The organism is Lentzea sp. NPDC006480 (assembly GCF_040611995.1).
GTDB lineage: Bacteria > Actinomycetota > Actinomycetes > Mycobacteriales > Pseudonocardiaceae > Lentzea.
This window is the reverse complement of the sequence record NZ_JBEXPJ010000031.1, coordinates 1-18,186: the sequence shown is the minus strand read 5'-3', so window position 1 is coordinate 18,186 and position 18,186 is coordinate 1. Positions and strand designations below refer to the sequence as shown.

Genomic DNA, 18,186 nt, shown 5'->3' with positions numbered 1-18,186 from the left:
CCCCGGGCGGGTCGGAACAGGCACGACCAGGCCGCACACCGGACGGATCCGGTCACCGTGCGAAGATCGGGACGTGGACTTACGCGTGCTGGCCGGTGATCCCGCGGACCCGGAGTTCGGCGCTCAGGTGACGGTGTCGGTCGGGTCGGACAGCCTGGACGGGCACGTCGTGCCGTTCGTGAGGGTCACGAAGGAGGAGGTCCGCCGAATCCTCGTGGGACACGCACGCAGCGACGGCACCCGAATCGACGTGGCGGTCCGGGCGGTGTGGAGCGAGAACGGCGGCTGGCACCGGGAGATGTGGTCGGGCGGCGACGTCTCCGAGCTGCTGAAACACCCCGCCCACAGGATCCCTGACGGCAATGTGAACGCCGATGTGGTCATTCCCAAGGCCATCGCCGAGGGGTCGCGGAACACGGTCGCCGAGCTGCGCGGGCTGCGCTACGAGATGGAACGCCAGGTCGCGGACCTGTTGGCGCAGCGCAGGAACACGGCGTTGCGGCTGGTGATGGCCCAGCTCGTCGAGCTGTCGATCGCGTTCAGCCGCGCCCGTGACCAGGCCCGCGACACGCTCCGCGAAGTCAAGGCTCCCGGCGTGAGGCTGCATTGTGAGGCGATGGACGTCGAGCTGGGCGAGGAGATCACGCGGCTGCAGGCGTTGCTGAGCAGCGTGTCGACGTTCGCCGTCGCGCAGGAAGGCGAGGCGCAGCAACGGTTCAACATGCTCGCCGCCGCCGCTGCCGCCGGACTCGGCCTGCCCGCGCTGATCCTGTCGCTCTACGGCGCGGACGCCTACCTGCCGTTCACGTGGGACAAGGCGGGGCGAGCGCTGGGACCGATCGCGGGTGCCCTGGCCCTGGCCGCGGGGATCATCCTCAACCGGATGCCCGGCCGGACCACCGCGAAGCACTACCTGACGGCGCTGGGACTCATCGCCGGACTGATGGGTGTGCTGCTGGTCGCAGGGTTCCTCGCGCCCTAGAGCGGACGGCGGCCCGCGAAGCCCAGATCCGCGCGGTGGTACCAGGTGAGCTCGCGATCGCCCTCCAGCCAGCACAGCAGCACCGGCACGCCGTCCATCTCGGACGGGAAGTCGACCAGCAGCGGCGCGAAGCCCTTCAGCTCGGCCCCGGTCCGCTGCACGGTCTCCATCAGCTCGTCCAGCCGGGCCTGCGCTGCCTTGAACTCCGGCAGGCCGCCCAGTGACGACCCGCCCACGGCCAGTTCGGCGGCGTCGGCGCGCAGGCGGACGATCTCGTCCAGCACCGGCAGCAGCGTGGTGAGTTCGGATCGGGCCTCGGCGAGGGTGAACACGCCACCAAGGCTGGCACAGTGAGCGGAATGACGTGGCGACTGGGTGACCTCACCGTGAACCGGATCGGCTTCGGCGCGATGCGACTGCCCCAGCTCGGGGCCGCGTTCGGCCCGAACTCCACGCCACGTGACCGGGGCCAGGCGATCGAGGTGCTGCGAGAAGCGGTCGCGCTCGGGGTCGACCACATCGACACGGCCGCCTTCTACTTCAGCCGGACGCGGTCGGCCAACGAGCTGATCAACAGCGCGCTGTCGCCGTACCCCGAGGGCCTGGTGATCGTCACGAAGGTCGGGCCGAGCCGGACGCCGCAGGGGGAGTGGCTGCCGCTGGCCACGCCGCGGCAGCTCAGGGGGCAGGTCGAGGAGAACCTGCGGCAGCTCGGGAAGGACCACCTCGACGTCGTGAACCTGCGCACCAGCGGCCTCGACGACGTCACCGAACACTTCGAGCAGCTCGCCGCGCTCCAGCAGGAGGGGCTGATCCGGCACCTCGGGCTGTCGAACGTCAAGAAGCACCACCTCGACCAGGCGCAACGCGTCGCGCCCGTCGTGTGCGTGCAGAACTCGTACGGCCTCGGCCACCACCCCGAGCAGGACGACTTCCTCGGCGTCTGCGGTGAAAGAGGAATCGCGTTCGTGCCGTTCTTCGCGCTCGCCGGGGCGAACAAAGAGGCGGGGACGTCGGCGGAGGACGACGAGGTCAGCGAGATCGCGGCCCGGCACGACGCCTCACCGGCGCAGGTCAGGCTGGCGTGGACGCTCGCGCGAGGGCCGCACGTGCTGGTCATCCCTGGCACGGGCGACCTGGGGCACCTGCGGCAGAACGTCGCGGCGGGCGCGCTCCGGCTCACTCCGGAGGAGCTCACCCGCCTCGACGCCCTGCACCTCGACGAGAGCTGATTGACTGGGCGCATGACCTACGCGGCGATCATCCTCACCGGCGGCAGGGGGGAGCGGCTCGGCGGCGTCGACAAGGCGGCACTGTCCTATCGGGACGCCACGCTGCTCGACCACGTGCTGTCCGTTGTGGACGATGCGAGCGAGATCATCGTTGTGGGGCCGGAAAAAGACATCCCCAACGTCATCTGGGCGCGCGAGGATCCACCCGGCGGCGGCCCGCTCGCGGGTCTGGCGGCGGGACTGAGCAAGACCACCGAGGACTGGGTCGCGGTGCTGGCTGTCGATCAACCCGGCATCACCGAGGACACGATCGCCAGGCTTCTCCAGGCCAAGGGCAACGCTGTGCTGAAGGACGACCGCACGCAGTGGCTGATCGGCGTCTGGAACGCCGCTGAGCTGCGCCGAGCCATCCCCGAAGATCCACGCGACCAGCCGTTGCGCAAAACTCTGCAGCTGCTCGACCCGGTGGAGGTGTCCGCTTTGCCCGGTGAGGCGCGCGACGTCGACACACCGGACGACCTGGACACCCTTCACAGCGGTTGAACAGGCGAGGAGTAAGACTGTTCCACTATCGGTAAACCCTGTTTTGCATGGAGGCCCGCACGTGACCGAGCCCGCCGCCGAGGCAACGCCGAACGCATCGGCGCCCGTCACCCCGGCTCGTGACGCCCAGCTGCTCGAACGCACCGTGTTCGAGGTGAAGCGGGTCATCGTCGGCCAGGACCGGCTCGTCGAGCGGATGCTCGTGGGTCTGCTGGCCAAGGGCCATCTGCTGCTCGAAGGTGTGCCGGGTGTCGCGAAGACGCTCGCCGTCGAGACGTTCGCCCGCGTGGTCGGCGGCTCGTTCAGCCGCGTCCAGTTCACGCCCGACCTGGTGCCCGCCGACATCCTCGGCACCCGCATCTACCGCCAGTCCAGCGAGGCGTTCGACGTCGAGCTCGGCCCCGTCGTCGCGAACTTCGTGCTCGCCGACGAGATCAACCGCGCGCCCGCCAAGGTGCAGTCGGCGATGCTCGAGATCATGGCCGAGCGGCACGTGTCCATCGGTGGCAGGACGTTCCCGATGCCGAACCCGTTCCTGGTGCTGGCGACGCAGAACCCGATCGAGAACGAGGGCGTGTACCCGCTGCCGGAGGCGCAGCGCGACCGGTTCCTGTTCAAGATCCAGGTCGAGTACCCCACGGCCGAGGAAGAGCGCGAGATCGTCTACCGCATGGGCGTCGAGGCGCCCACGCCGAACCAGGTCCTCTCGCCCGAGGAGCTGGTGCGCCTGCAGGGCGTGGCGTCCCGCGTCTTCGTCCACCACGCGCTGGTCGACTACGTGGTGCGTCTCGTGATCGCGACCCGCGCGCCCGGCGAGCACGGTCTCACCGACGTCGCCGGCTGGGTCGCCTACGGTGCCTCGCCGCGTGCGTCGCTCGGCATCATCGCCGCCGCGCGTGGCCTCGCGCTCGTGCGCGGTCGTGACTACGTGCTGCCGCAGGACGTCGTGGACGTCGTTCCGGACGTGCTGCGCCACCGTCTCGTGCTCTCCTACGACGCGCTGGCCGACGGTGTGCCGATCGACCACATCATCACGCGCGTGCTGCAGATCGTGCCGTTGCCGCAGGTGTCGGCCCGTCCGCAGCAGCCGGTTCCGGCTGGTAGGCAGTGAGCCCCAAAGACGCTGCGGCGAAGGCCGGGAAGGAGCGGCCCTCCTGGGCGCCGCCCGTGCTGCGCGGTGTCCAGATGGAGGCCGCGCTGCGCATGCTCGAGCTCGACGTGCGGCGGCGCCTCGACGGACTGCTGCAGGGCAACCACCTCGGCCTCGTGCCTGGTCCGGGTTCCGAGCCGGGTGAGGCACGGGCCTACCAGCCGGGTGACGACGTGCGCCGGATGGACTGGGCGGTCACCGCTCGCACCACCGTGCCGCACATCCGCGAGACGGTCGCCGACCGCGAGCTGGAGACGTGGATGGCGATCGACCTGTCGCCGTCGCTCGACTTCGGCACGGCGGTCTGCGAGAAGCGCGACCTGGCCATCGCCGCGACGGCCGCGGTCGCGCACCTGACGCGCGGTGGCGGCAACCGGATCGGCGCCGCGGTGTCCACCGGTGCCGAGAGCATCCGCATCCCGGCGCGCGGCGGTCTGGCGCACGCTCGGGGCATGATCCGCAAGATCGCCGAGATCCCGCGCGCCGAAGAGGGCACCAGGGGCGACCTGGCGGCGTTGCTGGAGCAGCTGCGCCGTCCGCCACGGCGGCGCGGGTTGATCGTGGTGGTGTCGGACTTCCTCGGCGGCATGGAGTGGCAACGGCCGTTGCGCGCTCTGTCCGCACGGCACGAGCTCGTCGCCATCGAGATCGTCGACCCGCGTGACGTCGACCTGCCCGATGTCGGCACCGTCGTGCTGTCCGACCCGGAGAGCGGGCGGCAGCGCGAGGTCACGGCGTCCGCGTTGCTGCGCAAGGAGTTCAACGCGGCGGCCGCGGAACACCGGGCCGAGGTGGCGGCGGGGCTGCGGCGGGCGGGTGCTGGGCATCTGGTGCTGCGAACCGACTCCGACTGGATCGCGGACACGGTTCGTTTCGTGGTGGCGCGCAAGCGCCGCTGGTCTGGGGGTGTCGCATGAGCTTTTCCAACTTCGTCGCCCCGTGGTGGTTCCTGCTGCTGATCGGCGTCGCGCTGCTGACCGCCGGATACGTGGTGGCGCAACGGATCCGCCGCAAGCGGGTGCTGCGGTTCACGAACCTGGAGCTGCTGGAGAGGGTCGCGCCCAAGCGGGAACGCTGGTCGAGGCACGTCCCGGCGGCGTTCCTGCTGGCCGCCCTGGCTCTGCTGACGGTCGCACTGGCCGGGCCGACGGCCGAGCAGCGGGTGCCGCGCAACCGGGCGACCGTCATGCTCGTGGTCGACGTGTCGCTGTCCATGAAGGCCACGGACATCAAGCCGTCCCGGCTGGAGGCCGCGCAGTCGGCCGCGAAGTCGTTCACCGAGGGCCTCACGCCTGGCATCAACCTGGGGCTGATCTCGTTCGCCGGTTCCGCGACGGTGCTGGTGGCGCCGACGACGGACCGCCCGGCCGTCACGCAGTCGATCGACGGGCTCAAGCTCGCCCAGTCGACCGCGACCGGTGACGCGCTGGTGGCCGCGATGGCGTCGATCGACTCGTTCGGCAAGGTCGTCGGTGGCGCCGAGGGGCCGCCGCCCGCCCGCATCGTGCTGATGACGGACGGCAAGGAGACCGTGGGCACCCGCAAGGCCTTCGACGCGGCCGAGGACGCGAAGAAGGCCGGGATCCCGATCTCCACGATCTCGTTCGGCACCGAGGACGGCGTGGTCGACATCGAGGGCAGGCAGCAGTCCGTGCCGGTCGACGACGACTCGATGAAGGAGATCGCGAAGCTCTCCGGCGGCGAGTTCTTCAAGGCGGCGTCGGCCGAGGAGCTGCGCCGGGTGTACGACACGCTCGGTGAGCAGATCGGCTACGAGAAGAAGCAGGCGGACGCGTCGAAGCCGTGGCTGCTGCTCGGCACGATGACCGCGATGTTCGCCGCCGCGGCCGCGTTGCTCCTGGGGCAGCGGCTTCCCTGACGGGGCGAGCCATCCGCTGTGTCCGGTTTGGACGATCTGCTGGTGTTCAACCGGTTGGGGCGTAATGGAAGTCGTCCCCGTCGAGCCGTCGCGAGGTGTTCACCCGTCGCCGGGTTGCCTCGCGCCGGTTCGTGAACGAAGCTGCCCTCCGGAGAAGCGGAGGTAAAGCATGGACGCCAGAACGTTCCTGCGACTCGGCGTACTGGGTCTCGCCGTTCCCGCGATGCTCACGGGAGCGACCGCGAGTGCTCATCCGGATCGCGATCGCATCGACCACATCGTGGTGATCTACGAGGAGAACCACAGCTTCGACAACCTCTTCGGCGGCTGGGAGGGGGTCGACGGTCTGCGCACCGCACGCGCACAGAAGCAGGTCGCCCCGGACGGCACTCCGCTGGCCTGCCTGCCGCAGAACGACGTCAACCTCACCTCGCCGCCGCTGCCCGCGACGTGCACGAGCGGCGCGGTGACCTCGGCGTTCACCAACAAGCCGCTCTCGATCGACGACTACATCAAGCCGGCCGACACGACGTGCCCGAAGCCGGGCCAGTTCGCGCCGAACGGCGTGCCGAAGGGCCAGGGCCTGCCGGGAGGCTGCACCCGTGACCTCGTGCACCGCTACTACCAGGAGCAGTACCAGATCGACGGCGGCAGGATGGACCGCTACGTCGCCGGCAGCGACGCGGTCGGTCTGACGATGGGGCACTACGACACGAAGAACCTGCCGATCTACCAGTACCTGCACGGCGCGAACGCGCCGGACTACGCGGTCGAGGACCACTTCTTCCAGGCCGCGTTCGGCGGTTCGTTCCTCAACCACCAGTGGCTGATCGCCGCCCGCACGCCGACGTTCCCGAACGCGGTGCGCGACGGTGGTGCCAACGACCTGCACTCCGTCGTCGGACCGGACGGCTATCCCGGCTCGTCGCCGCTGCACCCGGCCGCACCGGGCACGGCGGACAGGGCGTTGACGCAGGCCGCGAACCCCGACGGCAGCTGCGTCGTCCCGGCCGGAGCCGCCGCGCCGCCGAAGGGCACCGTGTGCGGTGACTACGCCGTCAACACGATGCAGCCGCCGTACCAGCCGTACGCTCCGGGCACCGCGGCGGCGAAGCTCCTGCCGCCGCAGACGTCGCCGACGATCGGCGACCGGCTGTCCGCGGCGGACGTCGACTGGGCCTGGTACTCCGGTGGCTGGGACAACGCCACCGGCAACGTCGGCGGCCCCGGCTGGACGAACGGCACCACGCCCGGCACGTGCGCGAGCCCGCGCACCGCGGCGGGCGCGGTGTACCCGAACTGCCCGGACGCCACGTTCCAGTACCACCACCAGCCGTTCAACTACTTCGCGAACTACGCTCCCGGCACGGCGGCCCGCGCCGCGCACCTGCGCGACGAGGTGGAGTTCGTCAACGCCGCCAAGACCGGGCACCTCAAGCCGGTGAGCTTCGTCAAGCCGGTCGGCGAGGAGAACGAGCACCCCGGCTACGCCAGCGAGGACGCGGGCAGCCGCCACCTGGTCGACCTGCTCAAGGCGATCGAGCAGGGACCGGACGCCGCCCACACCGTCGTGATCGTCACCTACGACGAGTTCGGTGGCACGTGGGACCACGTGGCACCGCCCTCCGGCAAGCACGGCGTCAGCGACCAGTGGGGTCCGGGCACGCGAATCCCGACCCTGGTGATCTCGCCGTTGCTGCGCTGCCGGTTCTCGGTCGACCACACGTCGCACGACTCGACGTCGGTGATCGCGACGATCGAGCACCGCTACCACCTGAAGCCGTTGACCAGCCGCGACGCCAGGGTCGCCGACCTCTACAGCACGTTGCGCCGCTGAGCCGTCAGCGCCTGCCGTAGATCAGCTCGACCACGCCGTTCCCGAACGCCCTGGTGCTCCTGAGCGCCAGGGCGTTCGGCTTCTTGAAGAACAGCGTGCCGGCGCCGATCGCGACCGGGTTGAGGTAGAGGCGGACCTCGTCGATCAGGCCGAGCTCGAAGAACGAGCCCACCAGCTGCGCGCCGCCGACCATGCTGTCGCCGGGCCACGACCTGACCTCGTCCGGGTCGATCTCGCGCTTGACCTCCGTGTTCCACTCGGCGGTGTCGAGCGTCCGCGAGTAGACGATCTTCGGCATCGCCCGCCAGATCTTGCCGAAGTCGTGCATCGGTCGCGGCCACTCGGGGTGCTCGTCGGTGTGCGGCCACGCCGCGAGCATCGTCTCGTGGTTGCGGCGGCCGTCGACGAACCGGCTCATCTTCGCGAGCTCTTCGTTGAAGTGCTCGTGCATCTCGTCGTCGACGTGGTGCCAGCTGATGTCGTGGTCCGGGCCCTCCATGAAGCCGTCCAGCGAGATCGACGTCATCGTGATGATCATCCGTGCAACCTCCGGTACTCCGCTGCCGCGCCTGGATGGAGAGGAACCTGGCCCGTGTCGATGAGGCTGCGCACGTCGAGGTACTGGGTGCCGAGTGCCTGGTCCGGCACGAGGTCCGCCGCGTTCTCGACCAGGAGCCGCACCACCGCGCTCGCGTACTCGTCGCTCAGGTCCGGGCGGCACACCAGCAGGTTCGGGGTGCCGATCGTGGGGATGTCCGTGGTGGAGCCGTACACCCCCATGCGGACGTCGACGCGTTCGTAGACCTTGCCGTAGTCCTGCCGCAGCCGGGGCAGGAAGCTGTCGAGCGGGAGCAGCCGGATGCCGCTCGCCTTGTTCAGCTCCGGCGTGGGGACGCCGCCGGACCACAGCAGTCCCGCTATCTCGCCTGCTTTCAGGGCGTCGATGGCGTTGCGCAACGGGTAGTGCTGCTCCCGCACGCCCAGCGCCAGTCGTTCGCCCTGGAGTGAGGCGCCGGATCCGGCCGCGCCGAGCGACACCCGTTCGCCGATCAGGTCGGCCGGGGTCCGGTAGGGCGAGTTCTCCAGAACCACGAGCTGCAAATAGTTCTCGTAGACGCGGCCCAGGGCGACCAGGCCGGTCTCCAGGTGGGCGCTGTCGCTCAACGTCAGGCCGAGGTCGGCGGTGCCTTCGCGGAGGTGTTTGAGGTTGTCCGCGCTGCCGCCGGTCTGCAGCGGGGTGATGGTCAGCGGGCTGGGGGAGAGGCGGGACAGCAAGGCCGCGAAGTCGTTGTAGAAGCCGCCGGGTTCGCCGCCCGCGATCCGGATCGTGCCGCTGGGCTCGGCGGCCGTGCAAGCCGTCAACGCGAGGACACTGACGAGGAACGTTCGTCGTTTCACAGCAACGGCTCCTTCGGCAGGTTCACGGTGACGACCAGGCCACCGTCGGTGTGCAGCTTCAGGGTTCCGTCGTGCGCCGTGACGATCTTCTCGGCGATCGCCAGGCCGAGGCCGGTGCCGCGCTGCGAGTCGTCGCCGCGCCAGAACCGTTCCGTGGCGTGCTTGATGTCCTTTTTGGACAATCCCGGTCCGTTGTCGCGGACGGTCAGCGTCGCCCGGTCGCACACCACCGTGATCTCGTGGCCGCCGTACTTGATGGCGTTGTCCAGCAACACGTCCAGCACCTGGGCGAGGTCCGACACCGCGCACCGCACCAGTCCGGGCGCGCGGTCGTCGACCGTGATCGTCACGCCCGCCGCGTGCGCCGCCGCGCGCCACGCGTCGACCCGGTCGTGCGCCACGACCTGCAGGTCGGCCAGTTCGGGCTCGACACCGCCCGCCGCGCGTTCGGTGGCGGTGCTTTCCGCCGAGGCCAGGGCCAGCAGCCCGTCCAGCAACGACTCCAGCCGCTCGACCTCGGTGAGCAGCGAGCCGTTCGACGGCAGCATGTCGACGCGCAGACGCAACGCCGCCATCGGGTTGCGCAGCTGGTGCGAGGCGTCGGCGATCAGCCGCCGTTGCTGGTCGGCGGCCTCGGCGACGGCGTCGGACATGCGGTTGAACGACTCGGACAACGCCCTCACCTCGGCCGGTCCGGCGGTGTCGGCGACGTGGGTGCGCCGCTGGCCCTCCGCGACCGCGCGCACGCCCCGGTCGAGCTCCTTGAGCGGTCTGAGCAGCCAACGGGCGACCACCAGCGCCAGCAGCACGCACGCGCAGGCCGCCAGCAAGGCTCCTGCCAGCACGATCGCCCACCGCCGCGCCACGTCCAACGCGGCCACCGAGGTCGAGGCACGCAGCACCACGGCTCCCGCGACCTTCGTGCCGGTGCCGACCGGACGGGCGAACAGGACGTCGCCGCCGTTCCAGGGCAGGACGGTGGGCACGGGTGCGGCGGGCTGGTTGCGCAGCGCGGCGTCGATCTGCGGCGAGACATCGGCGATCTTCATGCCCGCCTCGACGACGGGCTCGCCGGCCGCGTTGACGACCACGACCTCCTCGCCGTAGACCTCGTTGTACCGCAACGCCTCGGACACCACGACCTCGGCGGGCAGGGTGGCGAAGCGGTCGAGGTCGGCGGTGCGGCTGATCACGAACTGCTGGGTGCGCTCCTTCGCCGTGCTCATCAGCAACGGGAACGCGAACGCGGTGACGGCCGAGAGCGAGAACAGCAGCAGCACCAACAGAAGCCGTTGCCGCATCTATTCACCGAGCCGGTAGCCGAAACCGCGGATCGTGTGCAGCAGGCCCGGCCGGTCGAGCTTGGCGCGCAGCTGGGTCAAATGCACATCCAGTGTCCGCGACACCGCCACGAAGGCGTTGCCCCACACCTCGTCCATGAGCTGCTGCCGGCTGACCGCGGTACCAGGTCGGCGCGCCAGCACCGCCAGCACGTCGAACTCCTTGGTGGTCAACGAGATCTCGCGCCCGCCGACCACGACCTGGCGGCTCTGCAGGTCGATCTCCACATCGGACACCCGCACGACGTCGTCCGGCTCCTGCGACCGCGCCGCACTGCGCCGCGCCACCGCGTCGATGCGCGCCAGCAGCTCGGCCAGCCGCACCGGTTTGACCAGGTAGTCGTCCGCGCCGAGCCGGAGTCCTCGCACCACCGTCCGCTCGTCGCCGCGCGCGGTCAGCACGAGCACCGGCACCGGGTCGATCTTGCGGAGCTTGCGCAGCACCTCCAGGCCGTCCTGGTCGGGCAGGCCGAGGTCGAGCAGCACCACGTCGGCGTCGCGGTGGGCGATCAGCGCGTCGGCGCCCCTGCGCACGCGGGCCGGCCGGTGGCCGTTCGCCCGCAGCGCTTCCACCAGGGCGTCGGCGACACCGTCGTCGTCTTCGACCAACAGCACCCGCATGGGAGCAGTATCGGCCATGACGTCCGTTTCCTGCGCGTGGCGACGCGCCTAAGTGATTGTAAAGAAGCGTCCGCCCAGGTTGTGAGGGGTGCGGCGACGTCGGGATGGTGTCCGGCATGACAGTCGTTGAGGAGAAACGCGCCGAGCGCCGAGTGGTGGCGAACGTGCTGCGCGGATCAGTCGGGAACTTGATCGAGTGGTACGACTGGTACGCCTACACCGCGTTCAGCATCTACTTCGCGGCGGCGTTCTTCCCCAAGGGCGACCAGACCGCGCAGCTGCTCAACACCGCGGCCGTGTTCGCGGTCGGCTTCCTCATGCGACCGCTGGGCGGGTGGCTGCTCGGCCGCTACGCCGACCGCCACGGCCGTCGCGCCGCGCTGACGCTCTCGGTCACGCTGATGGCGTTCGGCTCGCTGATCATCGCGTTGACGCCGTCGTACGCGACGATCGGTGTGGCGGCGCCGGTGTTGCTGGTGCTCGCGCGGTTGCTGCAGGGCCTGTCGGTCGGTGGTGAGTACGCGACCTCGGCGACCTATCTGTCCGAAGTGGCCTCTCCGGCCAAGCGCGGTTTCTACTCCAGCTTCCAGTACGTGACGCTGACCGCCGGGCAGCTGGTGGCGCTGGGCGTGCAGATCGTGCTGCAGCAGTTCCTCACCAAGCCCGAGATGTCGTCGTGGGGCTGGCGGATCGCCTTCGTGATCGGCGCGACCGGCGCGATCATCGTGATGTGGCTGCGGCGCGGGATGGACGAGTCGGCGAACTTCGAGAAGCAGCAGAAGGAAAGCTCCGAGAAGGGCACCTTCAAGGCGTTGCTGAAGCACCCCAAGGAATGCCTGCTCGTGGTGGGCCTGACGCTGGGCGGCACGGTCGCGTTCTACACGTACACGACCTACCTGCAGAAGTTCATGGTCAACACCAGCAAGATCGACGCGGCCACGGTGAGCTGGATCAACTTCGCGGCGCTGCTGGTGTTCGTGGTGCTGCAGCCGATCGCGGGCGCGTTGTCGGACCGGATCGGCCGCCGTCCGCTGCTGCTCGGGTTCGGTGTGCTGGGCACGCTGGCCACGGTGCCGCTGCTGACCGCGCTCGCGAAGACGTCCGAGGCGTTCCCGGCGTTCCTGCTGATGCTCGGCGGCCTGGTGATCGTCACCGGCTACACGTCGATCAACGCGATCGTGAAGGCCGAGCTGTTCCCGACGAACATCCGCGCTTTGGGCGTGGGCCTGCCGTACGCGCTGACCGTGGCGATCTTCGGTGGCACGGCGGAGTACGTGGCGCTGTGGTTCAAACAGGCCGGTCACGAGTCGGTGTTCTTCTACTACGTCGCCGGGTGCGTGCTGATCTCGTTGCTGGTGTACGGGTTCATGCGCGAGACCTCGAAGGACTCGGTGCTGGACCACAACTGAGGACCCGCGGAGGGCGGCCATGCGGCGGCCGCCCTCCGCTCCCTCACTAGCAGCGTTCTTCGGTCCAGTTGCCGACGGTGATCGTGGTGTCGTTCCAGATCGCGCCGCCCGCCTGGGTGCACTCGCTCAGCGTGTCCGCGCCGGAGGACCAGAGCTCCTTCCGGTCCTGGACCTTCACGTAGTCGATCGAGCTCTCGCTGGTGCGAGTCCTGATCCCCGTGCTGATCCAGTAGGACTCCTGGTGGCTCGCACGCCACGAGTCCCAGACGTAGATGTAGCCCCAGTTCTTGCCGCAGCCCTTGAACTGCTTGACCGAGGCGACGTTCTCCCCACGCCACGCGAGGACCAGCGTCGACCCGATCTGGGTGACCCCGCTCGCGCACCTCGGGTTGTACTCCGCCTGCGCCGTGCCCGTGACGGACATGACGAGAGCGGCGGCCGCCAGCACGGCCGCACCGATCTTCCGCACCGTCAGCACCGCTCGTCGCTGTGGCCGGAGTAGCTGAACCCGGATCCGAACACCTCGCCGGTGGCGGTGGTGCAGACGCCCAGGGTGTTCGCGCCAGACGACCACAGCTCCTGCGCGCCGCTGTCGTTGCCGTTGTAGTCCACGGCACCGTCACTCGTGCGCGTCCAGATGCCCGCGCGGATGTGGTAGTTGCGGTGGTTGGCCCGCCACGAGTCCCAGACGTACACGTACGCCCAGTTCTTGTTGCAGCCCTTGAACTGCTTGACCGACGCGATGGTCGTGCCGCCCGACTTCATGTAGCCGGTGCTGCCGATCTGGGTGACGCTCCCGCACCTCGGGTTCGTCTCGGCGTGGGCCGAGCCGGTGAACAGCATGCCCATCGCCGCGGCCGCGAGCACGGCCGCGCTCAGCTTCTTCATCTCAGCAACGCTCCTCTGTCTGACCGTAGTGCCCTCCGTCGACGAAGCCGATCGCCGACGTGCAGAACTGCAGCGTGTTCGCGCCCAGCGACCACACCTCCTGCTGACCACGCGCACCGCTGTTCTCGTCGATGCTGCCGTCGCCCCTGGTGATGGCGACGCTGGCGGTGAAGTTGCGGTGGCCGGACTTCCAGGAGTCCCAGACGTAGATGTAGCCCCAGTTCTTGTTGCAGCCCTTGAACTGCTTCACCGAGGCGACGGTGGCGCTGCCGCTCTTGATGTACTTGGTGGCGCCCATCTGCGTGACCCCGCTGGGGCACTTGGGGTTCGTCTCGGCGTGGGCCGCACTGGTGAAGGTCAGGGCGAGGGTCGCCGCGGCCAGGACGGCCGCGCTCAGCTTCTTCATGTCAGCAGCGCTCCTCGGTCTCGACGCCGTCGCTGTAGGACGACGCCACGATGGAGCCGTAGCCCTTGGTGCACTTGTCCAGCGTGTCCGTGCCGTACGACCACAGTTCCTGCTTGTTCTCGACGCTGTTGTAGCCGCTGGGGAACTCGGCGCCGCGGACCTGGACACCGGCGTAGAGACGGTACGTGCGGTGGTTCGCGCGCCACGAGTCCCAGACGTAGACGTAGCCCCAGTTCTTGCCACAGCCCTTGAACTGCTTGACCGAGGCCATGGTCGTGTTGCCGTTCTTGAGGTACTTCGTGGCGCCCATCTGGGTCACGCTGGAGCAGTTCGGGTTCGTCTCGGCCTGCGCCTGGCCGGTGAAGGTCAGCGCCAGCGCCGCGGCCGCCAGCACGACCGCGCCAATCTTCTTCTGCATGCCTGCGAGACTGGCCGGGGCCGGTTAGTCAGCGGTAAATCACACCCAGGCGCTCCGCGAGCACGCTGGCCAGGTGGACCGGTTCGCGGTCGGTGGTGTGGCGGATCTGCGTGCGGCAGCTGAAGCCGTCCGCGATGACCAGCGCGTCTTCGTGGTCCCGGATGGCCGGCAGGAGGTCCTGCTCGGCGCACGCGATCGAGATGTCGTAGTGGCCCTGCTCGAAACCGAAGTTGCCGGCCAGGCCGCAGCAGCCCTCGACGATCTCCGGTTGCAGACCGGCTTTGGTCATCGCCTCGCGGTCCGCGTCGAAGCCCAGTTCCGCGTACTGGTGGCAGTGGGTCTGCACGACGGCTTCCCGCGTGCCTTCCGCCGACGGCAGTTTTGGTGCGACATACGTGGCGAACGTCTGCGTGGCGTCGGCAAGCGCTTGTACGGCCAGATCCTTCGACAGCTTCGGGGCTTCGGCCTTGAGGAACGCCGTGCAGCTCGGTTCCAGGCCGATCACCGGGACGCCCTTGCTGGTCCACGGCAGCAGCGCGCGGGCGGTCCGTTCGACGACCCTGCGGGCTTTGCCGAGCTGACCGGTCGAGTGCCAGGTCAGTCCACAGCAGACGTTCGCGGACGGGATCTCGACGCGGTTTCCCAGGTGCGCCAGGACGTTGGCGGCGTCGAGACCGATGCCCGGTTCGAAGAAGTTCGTGAACGTGTCCGGGAACAGCAGCACCGGGTCGCCCTTGCCGAGCGGGTGCAACTGGCGGACCAGGGGAGTGGTGGGCGTCGGCAGCTCGCGTTCCGGCGTGATGCCCGCGAACCGGCCGAACTTCGCGGTGAACCTGTTGACCAGGCCGTACTTCAGCCACGTCGGCAGCCAGCCCATCGCGTAGTGCGCACGTGGCCGCGGGCGTCGCTTGTAGTGCTCGTGCAGGAACTCCGCCTTGTAGCTCGCCATGTCGACGTCGACCGGGCAGTCGCGCTTGCACCCCTTGCACCCCAGGCAGAGGTCGAGCGCCTCGGCCACCTCCGGTGACCGCCAGCCGTCCTTGATCACGTCGCCCGCCAGCATCTCGAACAGCAGGTGCGCGCGGCCCCGCGTCGAGTGCTTTTCCTCGCGCGTGACGCGATAGCTCGGGCACATCACGCCGCCCTTGGTGTTCAGGCACTTGCCGACGCCGACGCAGCGGCGGGTGTCGCTCGCGAACTCCGCCCGGGTCGGAATCCGGGGCGGCGCAACGAGAACCCTGAGGTCTTCGTCGAGCTTCTTCGGCTCGACGATGCGGCCAGGGTTGAGCAGGTTGTGCGGGTCGAACGCGTGCTTGAACTCCTGGAACGCCTTGATCGCCGCGGGCGGGTACATCCGGCTGAGCAGCTCGGACCGCGCCTGACCGTCGCCGTGCTCGCCCGAGAGGCTGCCGCCGTGGCTGACCACGAGATCCGCCGCGTCCTGCAGGAACTCCCGGTAGCCCCGTGCGAGGTTGAAGTCGATGCGGACGTGCAGGCAGCCCTCGCCGTAGTGGCCGTAGGTGATGCCGCGCCGTCCGTGTTTCGTGAGCAATGCGTCGAACTCGCGCAGGTACGTGCCCAGCCGCTCGGGTGGCACGGCGGCGTCCTCCCAGCCGGACCACGCCTCACCGCCGTCGGGCATGCGGGTGGCGAGCCCGGCGCCGTCCTCGCGGATCCGCCACAACGCCCGCTGGTGCGCGGGGTCGTGGATGATCATCGAGTTCTTGGTGATCCTGGCGACGCGTTCGGGGTCGTCCTCGACCTCGACGAACAGCCAGCTGCGGCCTTCTGGCAGGTCGGGGCGGGTGCGGACGCTGCGGACCAGCGCCTCGTCGATGCCCTCGACCGCCAGCGCGTTCTCGATCTGCGTGACCTGGTCGGCGGCGTCGTAGGTGTCCGCGAAGCCGAGCACGACGAGCACCCGTCGTTCGGGACGGCGGACCAGCTTCAGCTCGGCGCCGAGCACGACCACGCAGGTGCCCTCGGTGCCGACGAGCTGCTGGGTCAGCGTCGGCGCGTCCAGGGCGTATCCGCTCACCCGGCGGCTGAGCTGCGGAAACCACGCCGGGTCGTGCTCCGGCAGGTCGAACGCGGGCGGGTTCGTGGTGTCGAACGTGCGGCCGTCGATCGTGAGCACGTTCAGGTTCGCGACGTTCTCGCTGGTCTTGCCCCACTTCACCGAGTGCGCGCCGCACGCGTTGTTGCCGATCATCCCGCCGATGGTGCAGCGCGAGTGTGTGGACGGGTCTGGGCCGAAGATGTAGTCGCCGGCCTTGTGGTTGATCTTGTCGAGCACCGCGCCCGGCTGTACGAACGCGCGGTCTCCGGAGATCTCGATCGCGTCGAGGTAGCGGCTGAAGTCGATCACCAGGCCGGTGCCGGTCGCGTTGCCCGCGACGGACGTCCCGGCGCCCCGGCTGGTGATCGGCACGCGATGTTCCGCGGCCAGCGCCACAGCGGCCACTACCGCGTCGGGGGTCCGAGGGCGGATGATCACCCGTGGCACGTGGCGGTAGTTCGACGCGTCCGCCGAGTACAGGGCCCGGCTCGCCGGGTCGTCGAGGACGTCGCCGTCCACGGCACGGCGGAGTTGATCGAGAAAGGCCCGCATCACCCGATCATGCCTGGCTGGGTGTGACATGGCTCCGCCGATGCCGGTCTACCTGCGAGTAGCCGATAGCCTCACCCGGTCAACCAGCAGCGATTGCAGGGAGAGCAAGTGAGTCGGTCCGTTCTGGTCACCGGAGGCAACCGCGGCATCGGCCTCGCCATCGCGCAGGCGTTCGCGGCGCAGGGCGACAAGGTCGCGGTCACGCACCGCGGGTCCGGGGCTCCCGAAGGCCTGCTCGGCGTGAAGTGCGACGTCACGAACTCGGAGGAGATCGACGCCGCGTTCACCGAGGTCGAGGCCGCGCACGGTCCCGTCGAGGTGCTCGTCTGCAACGCGGGCATCACCCAGGACACGCTGCTGCTGCGCATGAGCGAGGAACAGTTCACGCAGGTCGTCGACGCGAACCTGACCGGCGCGTTCCGGTTCGCCCAGCGCGCCTCCCGCGGCATGCTGCGCAAGAAGTTCGGCCGCATCGTCTTCATCTCGTCCGTCGTCGGCCTCACCGGCGGCGCCGGCCAGGTCAACTATGCCGCGTCCAAGGCGGGCATGGTCGGCATGGCGCGCTCGATCGCGCTGGAGCTGGGCTCGCGCAACATCACCGCGAACGTCATCACGCCTGGCTTCATCACCACGGACATGACCGCCGAGCTGCCCGAGGCCGTTCGTGAAGCCGCGTTGAAGCAGATCCCGGCCGGTCGATACGGTGCGGCCGAGGAGATCGCGCGCGCCGTCACGTTCCTCGCGGCCGACGAGGCGGGCTACATCAACGGTGCCGTGCTGCCGGTCGACGGCGGCCTCGGCATGGGCCACTGAAGTTCTCAGTTCTCATACTGCGAAAGGGTTGGATCAAGTGACCGGACTGCTCGAAGGCAAGCGGCTGCTGATCACCGGTGTGATCACCGACGCGTCGATCGCCTTCCACGTCGCACGCGTCGCCCAGGAGCAGGGCGCCGAGGTCGTGCTGACCGGGTTCGGCCGGATGAGCCTCGTGACGCGCATCGCCCAGCGTCTGCCCAAGCCCGCGCCCGTGGTCGAGCTCGACGTGCAGAACCAGGAGCACCTCGACACGCTGGCCGAGCGCGTCGGTGAGCACGTCGACGGCCTCGACGGCGTCGTGCACGCCATCGGCTTCGCCCCGCAGAGCTGCCTCGGCGCGCCGTTCATGGACGCGCCGTGGGAGGACGTCTCGGTCGCGATGCACGTCTCGGCGTACTCGTACAAGTCGCTCGTGCAGGCCGTTCGCCCGATGCTCTCGCACGGCTCGTCGGTCGTCGGCCTCGACTTCGACGCCCGCCAGGCGTGGCCCGCCTACAACTGGATGGGCGCGGCGAAGGCGGCGTTCGAGTCGATCAACCGCTACATGGCGCGCGAGCTCGGCCCGGACGGCATCCGGGTGAACCTGATCTCGGCCGGCCCGGTGCGCACCATGGAGTTCCACCGCACCCGGCCGCGGCTCGGGCTCGCGGTCACCA

At 69.4% G+C, this 18,186-nt stretch carries 20 protein-coding genes; 10 read left to right on the top strand and 10 right to left on the bottom strand.

The genetic code is table 11. From position 1 onward, the window contains the following. Window positions 1–73 precede the first annotated feature (73 nt). Window positions 74–982 (top strand): hypothetical protein, encoded by a 909-nt coding sequence (locus ABZX92_RS15160; RefSeq protein ID WP_355558688.1) that lies wholly within the window; start codon window positions 74–76, stop codon window positions 980–982. Here the strand turns inward: ABZX92_RS15160 and ABZX92_RS15155 are convergent. Next, complete coding sequence (locus tag ABZX92_RS15155) at window positions 979–1,314, bottom strand: DUF2203 domain-containing protein (protein ID WP_355558685.1); 336 nt, start codon at window positions 1,312–1,314, stop codon at window positions 979–981. The two genes, ABZX92_RS15160 and ABZX92_RS15155, sit on opposite strands and share 4 nt — an antisense overlap. Window positions 1,315–1,341: 27 nt before the next feature. Between ABZX92_RS15155 and ABZX92_RS15150 the strand changes: the two genes are divergently transcribed. The 6 genes from ABZX92_RS15150 to acpA all read left to right on the top strand — a co-directional run bounded on the left by ABZX92_RS15150 (window position 1,342) and on the right by acpA (window position 7,623). After that, window positions 1,342–2,214: an oxidoreductase gene (locus tag ABZX92_RS15150; RefSeq protein WP_355558682.1), complete on the top strand. Its 873-nt coding sequence runs from the start codon at window positions 1,342–1,344 to the stop codon at window positions 2,212–2,214. A gap of 12 nt (window positions 2,215–2,226) precedes the next feature. Further along, complete coding sequence (locus tag ABZX92_RS15145) at window positions 2,227–2,757, top strand: molybdenum cofactor guanylyltransferase (RefSeq protein WP_355558680.1); 531 nt, start codon at window positions 2,227–2,229, stop codon at window positions 2,755–2,757. A 61-nt stretch (window positions 2,758–2,818) separates the two neighbouring features. Next, window positions 2,819–3,868 (top strand): MoxR family ATPase, encoded by a 1,050-nt coding sequence (locus tag ABZX92_RS15140; RefSeq protein WP_355558677.1) that lies wholly within the window; start codon window positions 2,819–2,821, stop codon window positions 3,866–3,868. A gap of 74 nt (window positions 3,869–3,942) precedes the next feature. Further along, on the top strand, window positions 3,943–4,824 hold the full coding sequence (locus tag ABZX92_RS15135) for a DUF58 domain-containing protein (RefSeq protein ID WP_355558834.1): 882 nt from the start codon (window positions 3,943–3,945) through the stop codon (window positions 4,822–4,824). Then, on the top strand, window positions 4,821–5,786 hold the full coding sequence (locus ABZX92_RS15130; protein WP_355558674.1) for a VWA domain-containing protein: 966 nt from the start codon (window positions 4,821–4,823) through the stop codon (window positions 5,784–5,786). Before ABZX92_RS15135 ends, ABZX92_RS15130 begins: the two co-directional genes overlap by 4 nt. Before the next feature lie 169 nt (window positions 5,787–5,955). After that, complete coding sequence (acpA, locus tag ABZX92_RS15125; RefSeq protein WP_355558671.1) at window positions 5,956–7,623, top strand: acid phosphatase; 1,668 nt, start codon at window positions 5,956–5,958, stop codon at window positions 7,621–7,623. Between the two features lie 4 nt (window positions 7,624–7,627). On the opposite strand, the gene ABZX92_RS15120 is transcribed toward acpA, so the two are convergent. Genes ABZX92_RS15120 through ABZX92_RS15105 form a run of 4 tightly spaced genes read right to left on the bottom strand, consistent with a single transcriptional unit; the run spans window position 7,628 to window position 10,982 of the window. Then, on the bottom strand, window positions 7,628–8,161 hold the full coding sequence (locus tag ABZX92_RS15120; protein WP_355558668.1) for a dihydrofolate reductase family protein: 534 nt from the start codon (window positions 8,159–8,161) through the stop codon (window positions 7,628–7,630). Then, window positions 8,158–9,021, bottom strand: a complete 864-nt coding sequence (locus tag ABZX92_RS15115) for a TAXI family TRAP transporter solute-binding subunit (protein ID WP_355558666.1) — start codon at window positions 9,019–9,021, stop codon at window positions 8,158–8,160. Before ABZX92_RS15115 ends, ABZX92_RS15120 begins: the two co-directional genes overlap by 4 nt. Then, window positions 9,018–10,322, bottom strand: a complete 1,305-nt coding sequence (locus tag ABZX92_RS15110) for a HAMP domain-containing sensor histidine kinase (protein ID WP_355558664.1) — start codon at window positions 10,320–10,322, stop codon at window positions 9,018–9,020. The genes ABZX92_RS15115 and ABZX92_RS15110 overlap by 4 nt, the downstream gene beginning before the upstream one ends. Further along, window positions 10,323–10,982: a response regulator transcription factor gene (locus ABZX92_RS15105; RefSeq protein WP_167980068.1), complete on the bottom strand. Its 660-nt coding sequence runs from the start codon at window positions 10,980–10,982 to the stop codon at window positions 10,323–10,325. Between the two features lie 116 nt (window positions 10,983–11,098). Here ABZX92_RS15105 and ABZX92_RS15100 point away from each other — a divergent pair, with 116 nt between their 5' ends. Then, a complete protein-coding gene (locus tag ABZX92_RS15100; protein ID WP_355558661.1) occupies window positions 11,099–12,391 on the top strand; it encodes an MFS transporter in 1,293 nt (430 codons plus the stop codon). Window positions 12,392–12,437: 46 nt separating this feature from the next. On the opposite strand, the gene ABZX92_RS15095 is transcribed toward ABZX92_RS15100, so the two are convergent. From ABZX92_RS15095 to ABZX92_RS15075, 5 genes are read right to left on the bottom strand one after another with little or no spacing between them, the layout of a single operon-like run. Continuing rightward, the gene (locus ABZX92_RS15095; RefSeq protein WP_355558659.1) at window positions 12,438–12,860 is read right to left on the bottom strand and encodes a hypothetical protein; all 423 of its coding nucleotides are present in this window, start codon (window positions 12,858–12,860) and stop codon (window positions 12,438–12,440) included. A gap of 2 nt (window positions 12,861–12,862) precedes the next feature. After that, on the bottom strand, window positions 12,863–13,279 hold the full coding sequence (locus tag ABZX92_RS15090) for a hypothetical protein (RefSeq protein WP_355558656.1): 417 nt from the start codon (window positions 13,277–13,279) through the stop codon (window positions 12,863–12,865). Between the two features lies 1 nt (window position 13,280). Then, the gene (locus tag ABZX92_RS15085) at window positions 13,281–13,685 is read right to left on the bottom strand and encodes a hypothetical protein (protein WP_355558653.1); all 405 of its coding nucleotides are present in this window, start codon (window positions 13,683–13,685) and stop codon (window positions 13,281–13,283) included. Window position 13,686: 1 nt separating this feature from the next. After that, on the bottom strand, window positions 13,687–14,103 hold the full coding sequence (locus ABZX92_RS15080) for a hypothetical protein (protein WP_052684705.1): 417 nt from the start codon (window positions 14,101–14,103) through the stop codon (window positions 13,687–13,689). Window positions 14,104–14,131: 28 nt separating this feature from the next. Then, window positions 14,132–16,714, bottom strand: a complete 2,583-nt coding sequence (locus ABZX92_RS15075; RefSeq protein ID WP_355558651.1) for an FAD-binding and (Fe-S)-binding domain-containing protein — start codon at window positions 16,712–16,714, stop codon at window positions 14,132–14,134. A gap of 108 nt (window positions 16,715–16,822) precedes the next feature. On the opposite strand from ABZX92_RS15075, the gene ABZX92_RS15070 reads away from it, so the two are divergent. Further along, complete coding sequence (locus ABZX92_RS15070; RefSeq protein ID WP_355558648.1) at window positions 16,823–17,527, top strand: beta-ketoacyl-ACP reductase; 705 nt, start codon at window positions 16,823–16,825, stop codon at window positions 17,525–17,527. Between the two features lie 37 nt (window positions 17,528–17,564). Beyond that, the coding region (gene fabI, locus ABZX92_RS15065; protein ID WP_355558645.1) for an enoyl-ACP reductase FabI at window positions 17,565–18,186 on the top strand (622 nt) is incomplete at its 3' end.

Excerpts from the sequence above, each read along its gene's own strand:
- ABZX92_RS15150 (WP_355558682.1), top strand. The coding sequence starts at position 1,342 with ATGACGTGGCGACTGGGTGACCTCACCGTGAACCGGATCGGCTTCGGC.
- ABZX92_RS15145 (WP_355558680.1), top strand. The coding sequence starts at position 2,227 with ATGACCTACGCGGCGATCATCCTCACCGGCGGCAGGGGGGAGCGGCTC.
- ABZX92_RS15135 (WP_355558834.1), top strand. The coding sequence starts at position 3,943 with ATGGAGGCCGCGCTGCGCATGCTCGAGCTCGACGTGCGGCGGCGCCTC.
- ABZX92_RS15130 (WP_355558674.1), top strand. The coding sequence starts at position 4,821 with ATGAGCTTTTCCAACTTCGTCGCCCCGTGGTGGTTCCTGCTGCTGATC.
- acpA (WP_355558671.1), top strand. The coding sequence starts at position 5,956 with ATGGACGCCAGAACGTTCCTGCGACTCGGCGTACTGGGTCTCGCCGTT.
- ABZX92_RS15120 (WP_355558668.1), bottom strand. The coding sequence starts at position 8,161 with ATGATCATCACGATGACGTCGATCTCGCTGGACGGCTTCATGGAGGGC.
- ABZX92_RS15110 (WP_355558664.1), bottom strand. The coding sequence starts at position 10,322 with ATGCGGCAACGGCTTCTGTTGGTGCTGCTGCTGTTCTCGCTCTCGGCC.
- ABZX92_RS15105 (WP_167980068.1), bottom strand. The coding sequence starts at position 10,982 with ATGCGGGTGCTGTTGGTCGAAGACGACGACGGTGTCGCCGACGCCCTG.
- ABZX92_RS15100 (WP_355558661.1), top strand. The coding sequence starts at position 11,099 with ATGACAGTCGTTGAGGAGAAACGCGCCGAGCGCCGAGTGGTGGCGAAC.
- ABZX92_RS15090 (WP_355558656.1), bottom strand. The coding sequence starts at position 13,279 with ATGAAGAAGCTGAGCGCGGCCGTGCTCGCGGCCGCGGCGATGGGCATG.
- ABZX92_RS15085 (WP_355558653.1), bottom strand. The coding sequence starts at position 13,685 with ATGAAGAAGCTGAGCGCGGCCGTCCTGGCCGCGGCGACCCTCGCCCTG.
- ABZX92_RS15080 (WP_052684705.1), bottom strand. The coding sequence starts at position 14,103 with ATGCAGAAGAAGATTGGCGCGGTCGTGCTGGCGGCCGCGGCGCTGGCG.
- ABZX92_RS15075 (WP_355558651.1), bottom strand. The coding sequence starts at position 16,714 with ATGCGGGCCTTTCTCGATCAACTCCGCCGTGCCGTGGACGGCGACGTC.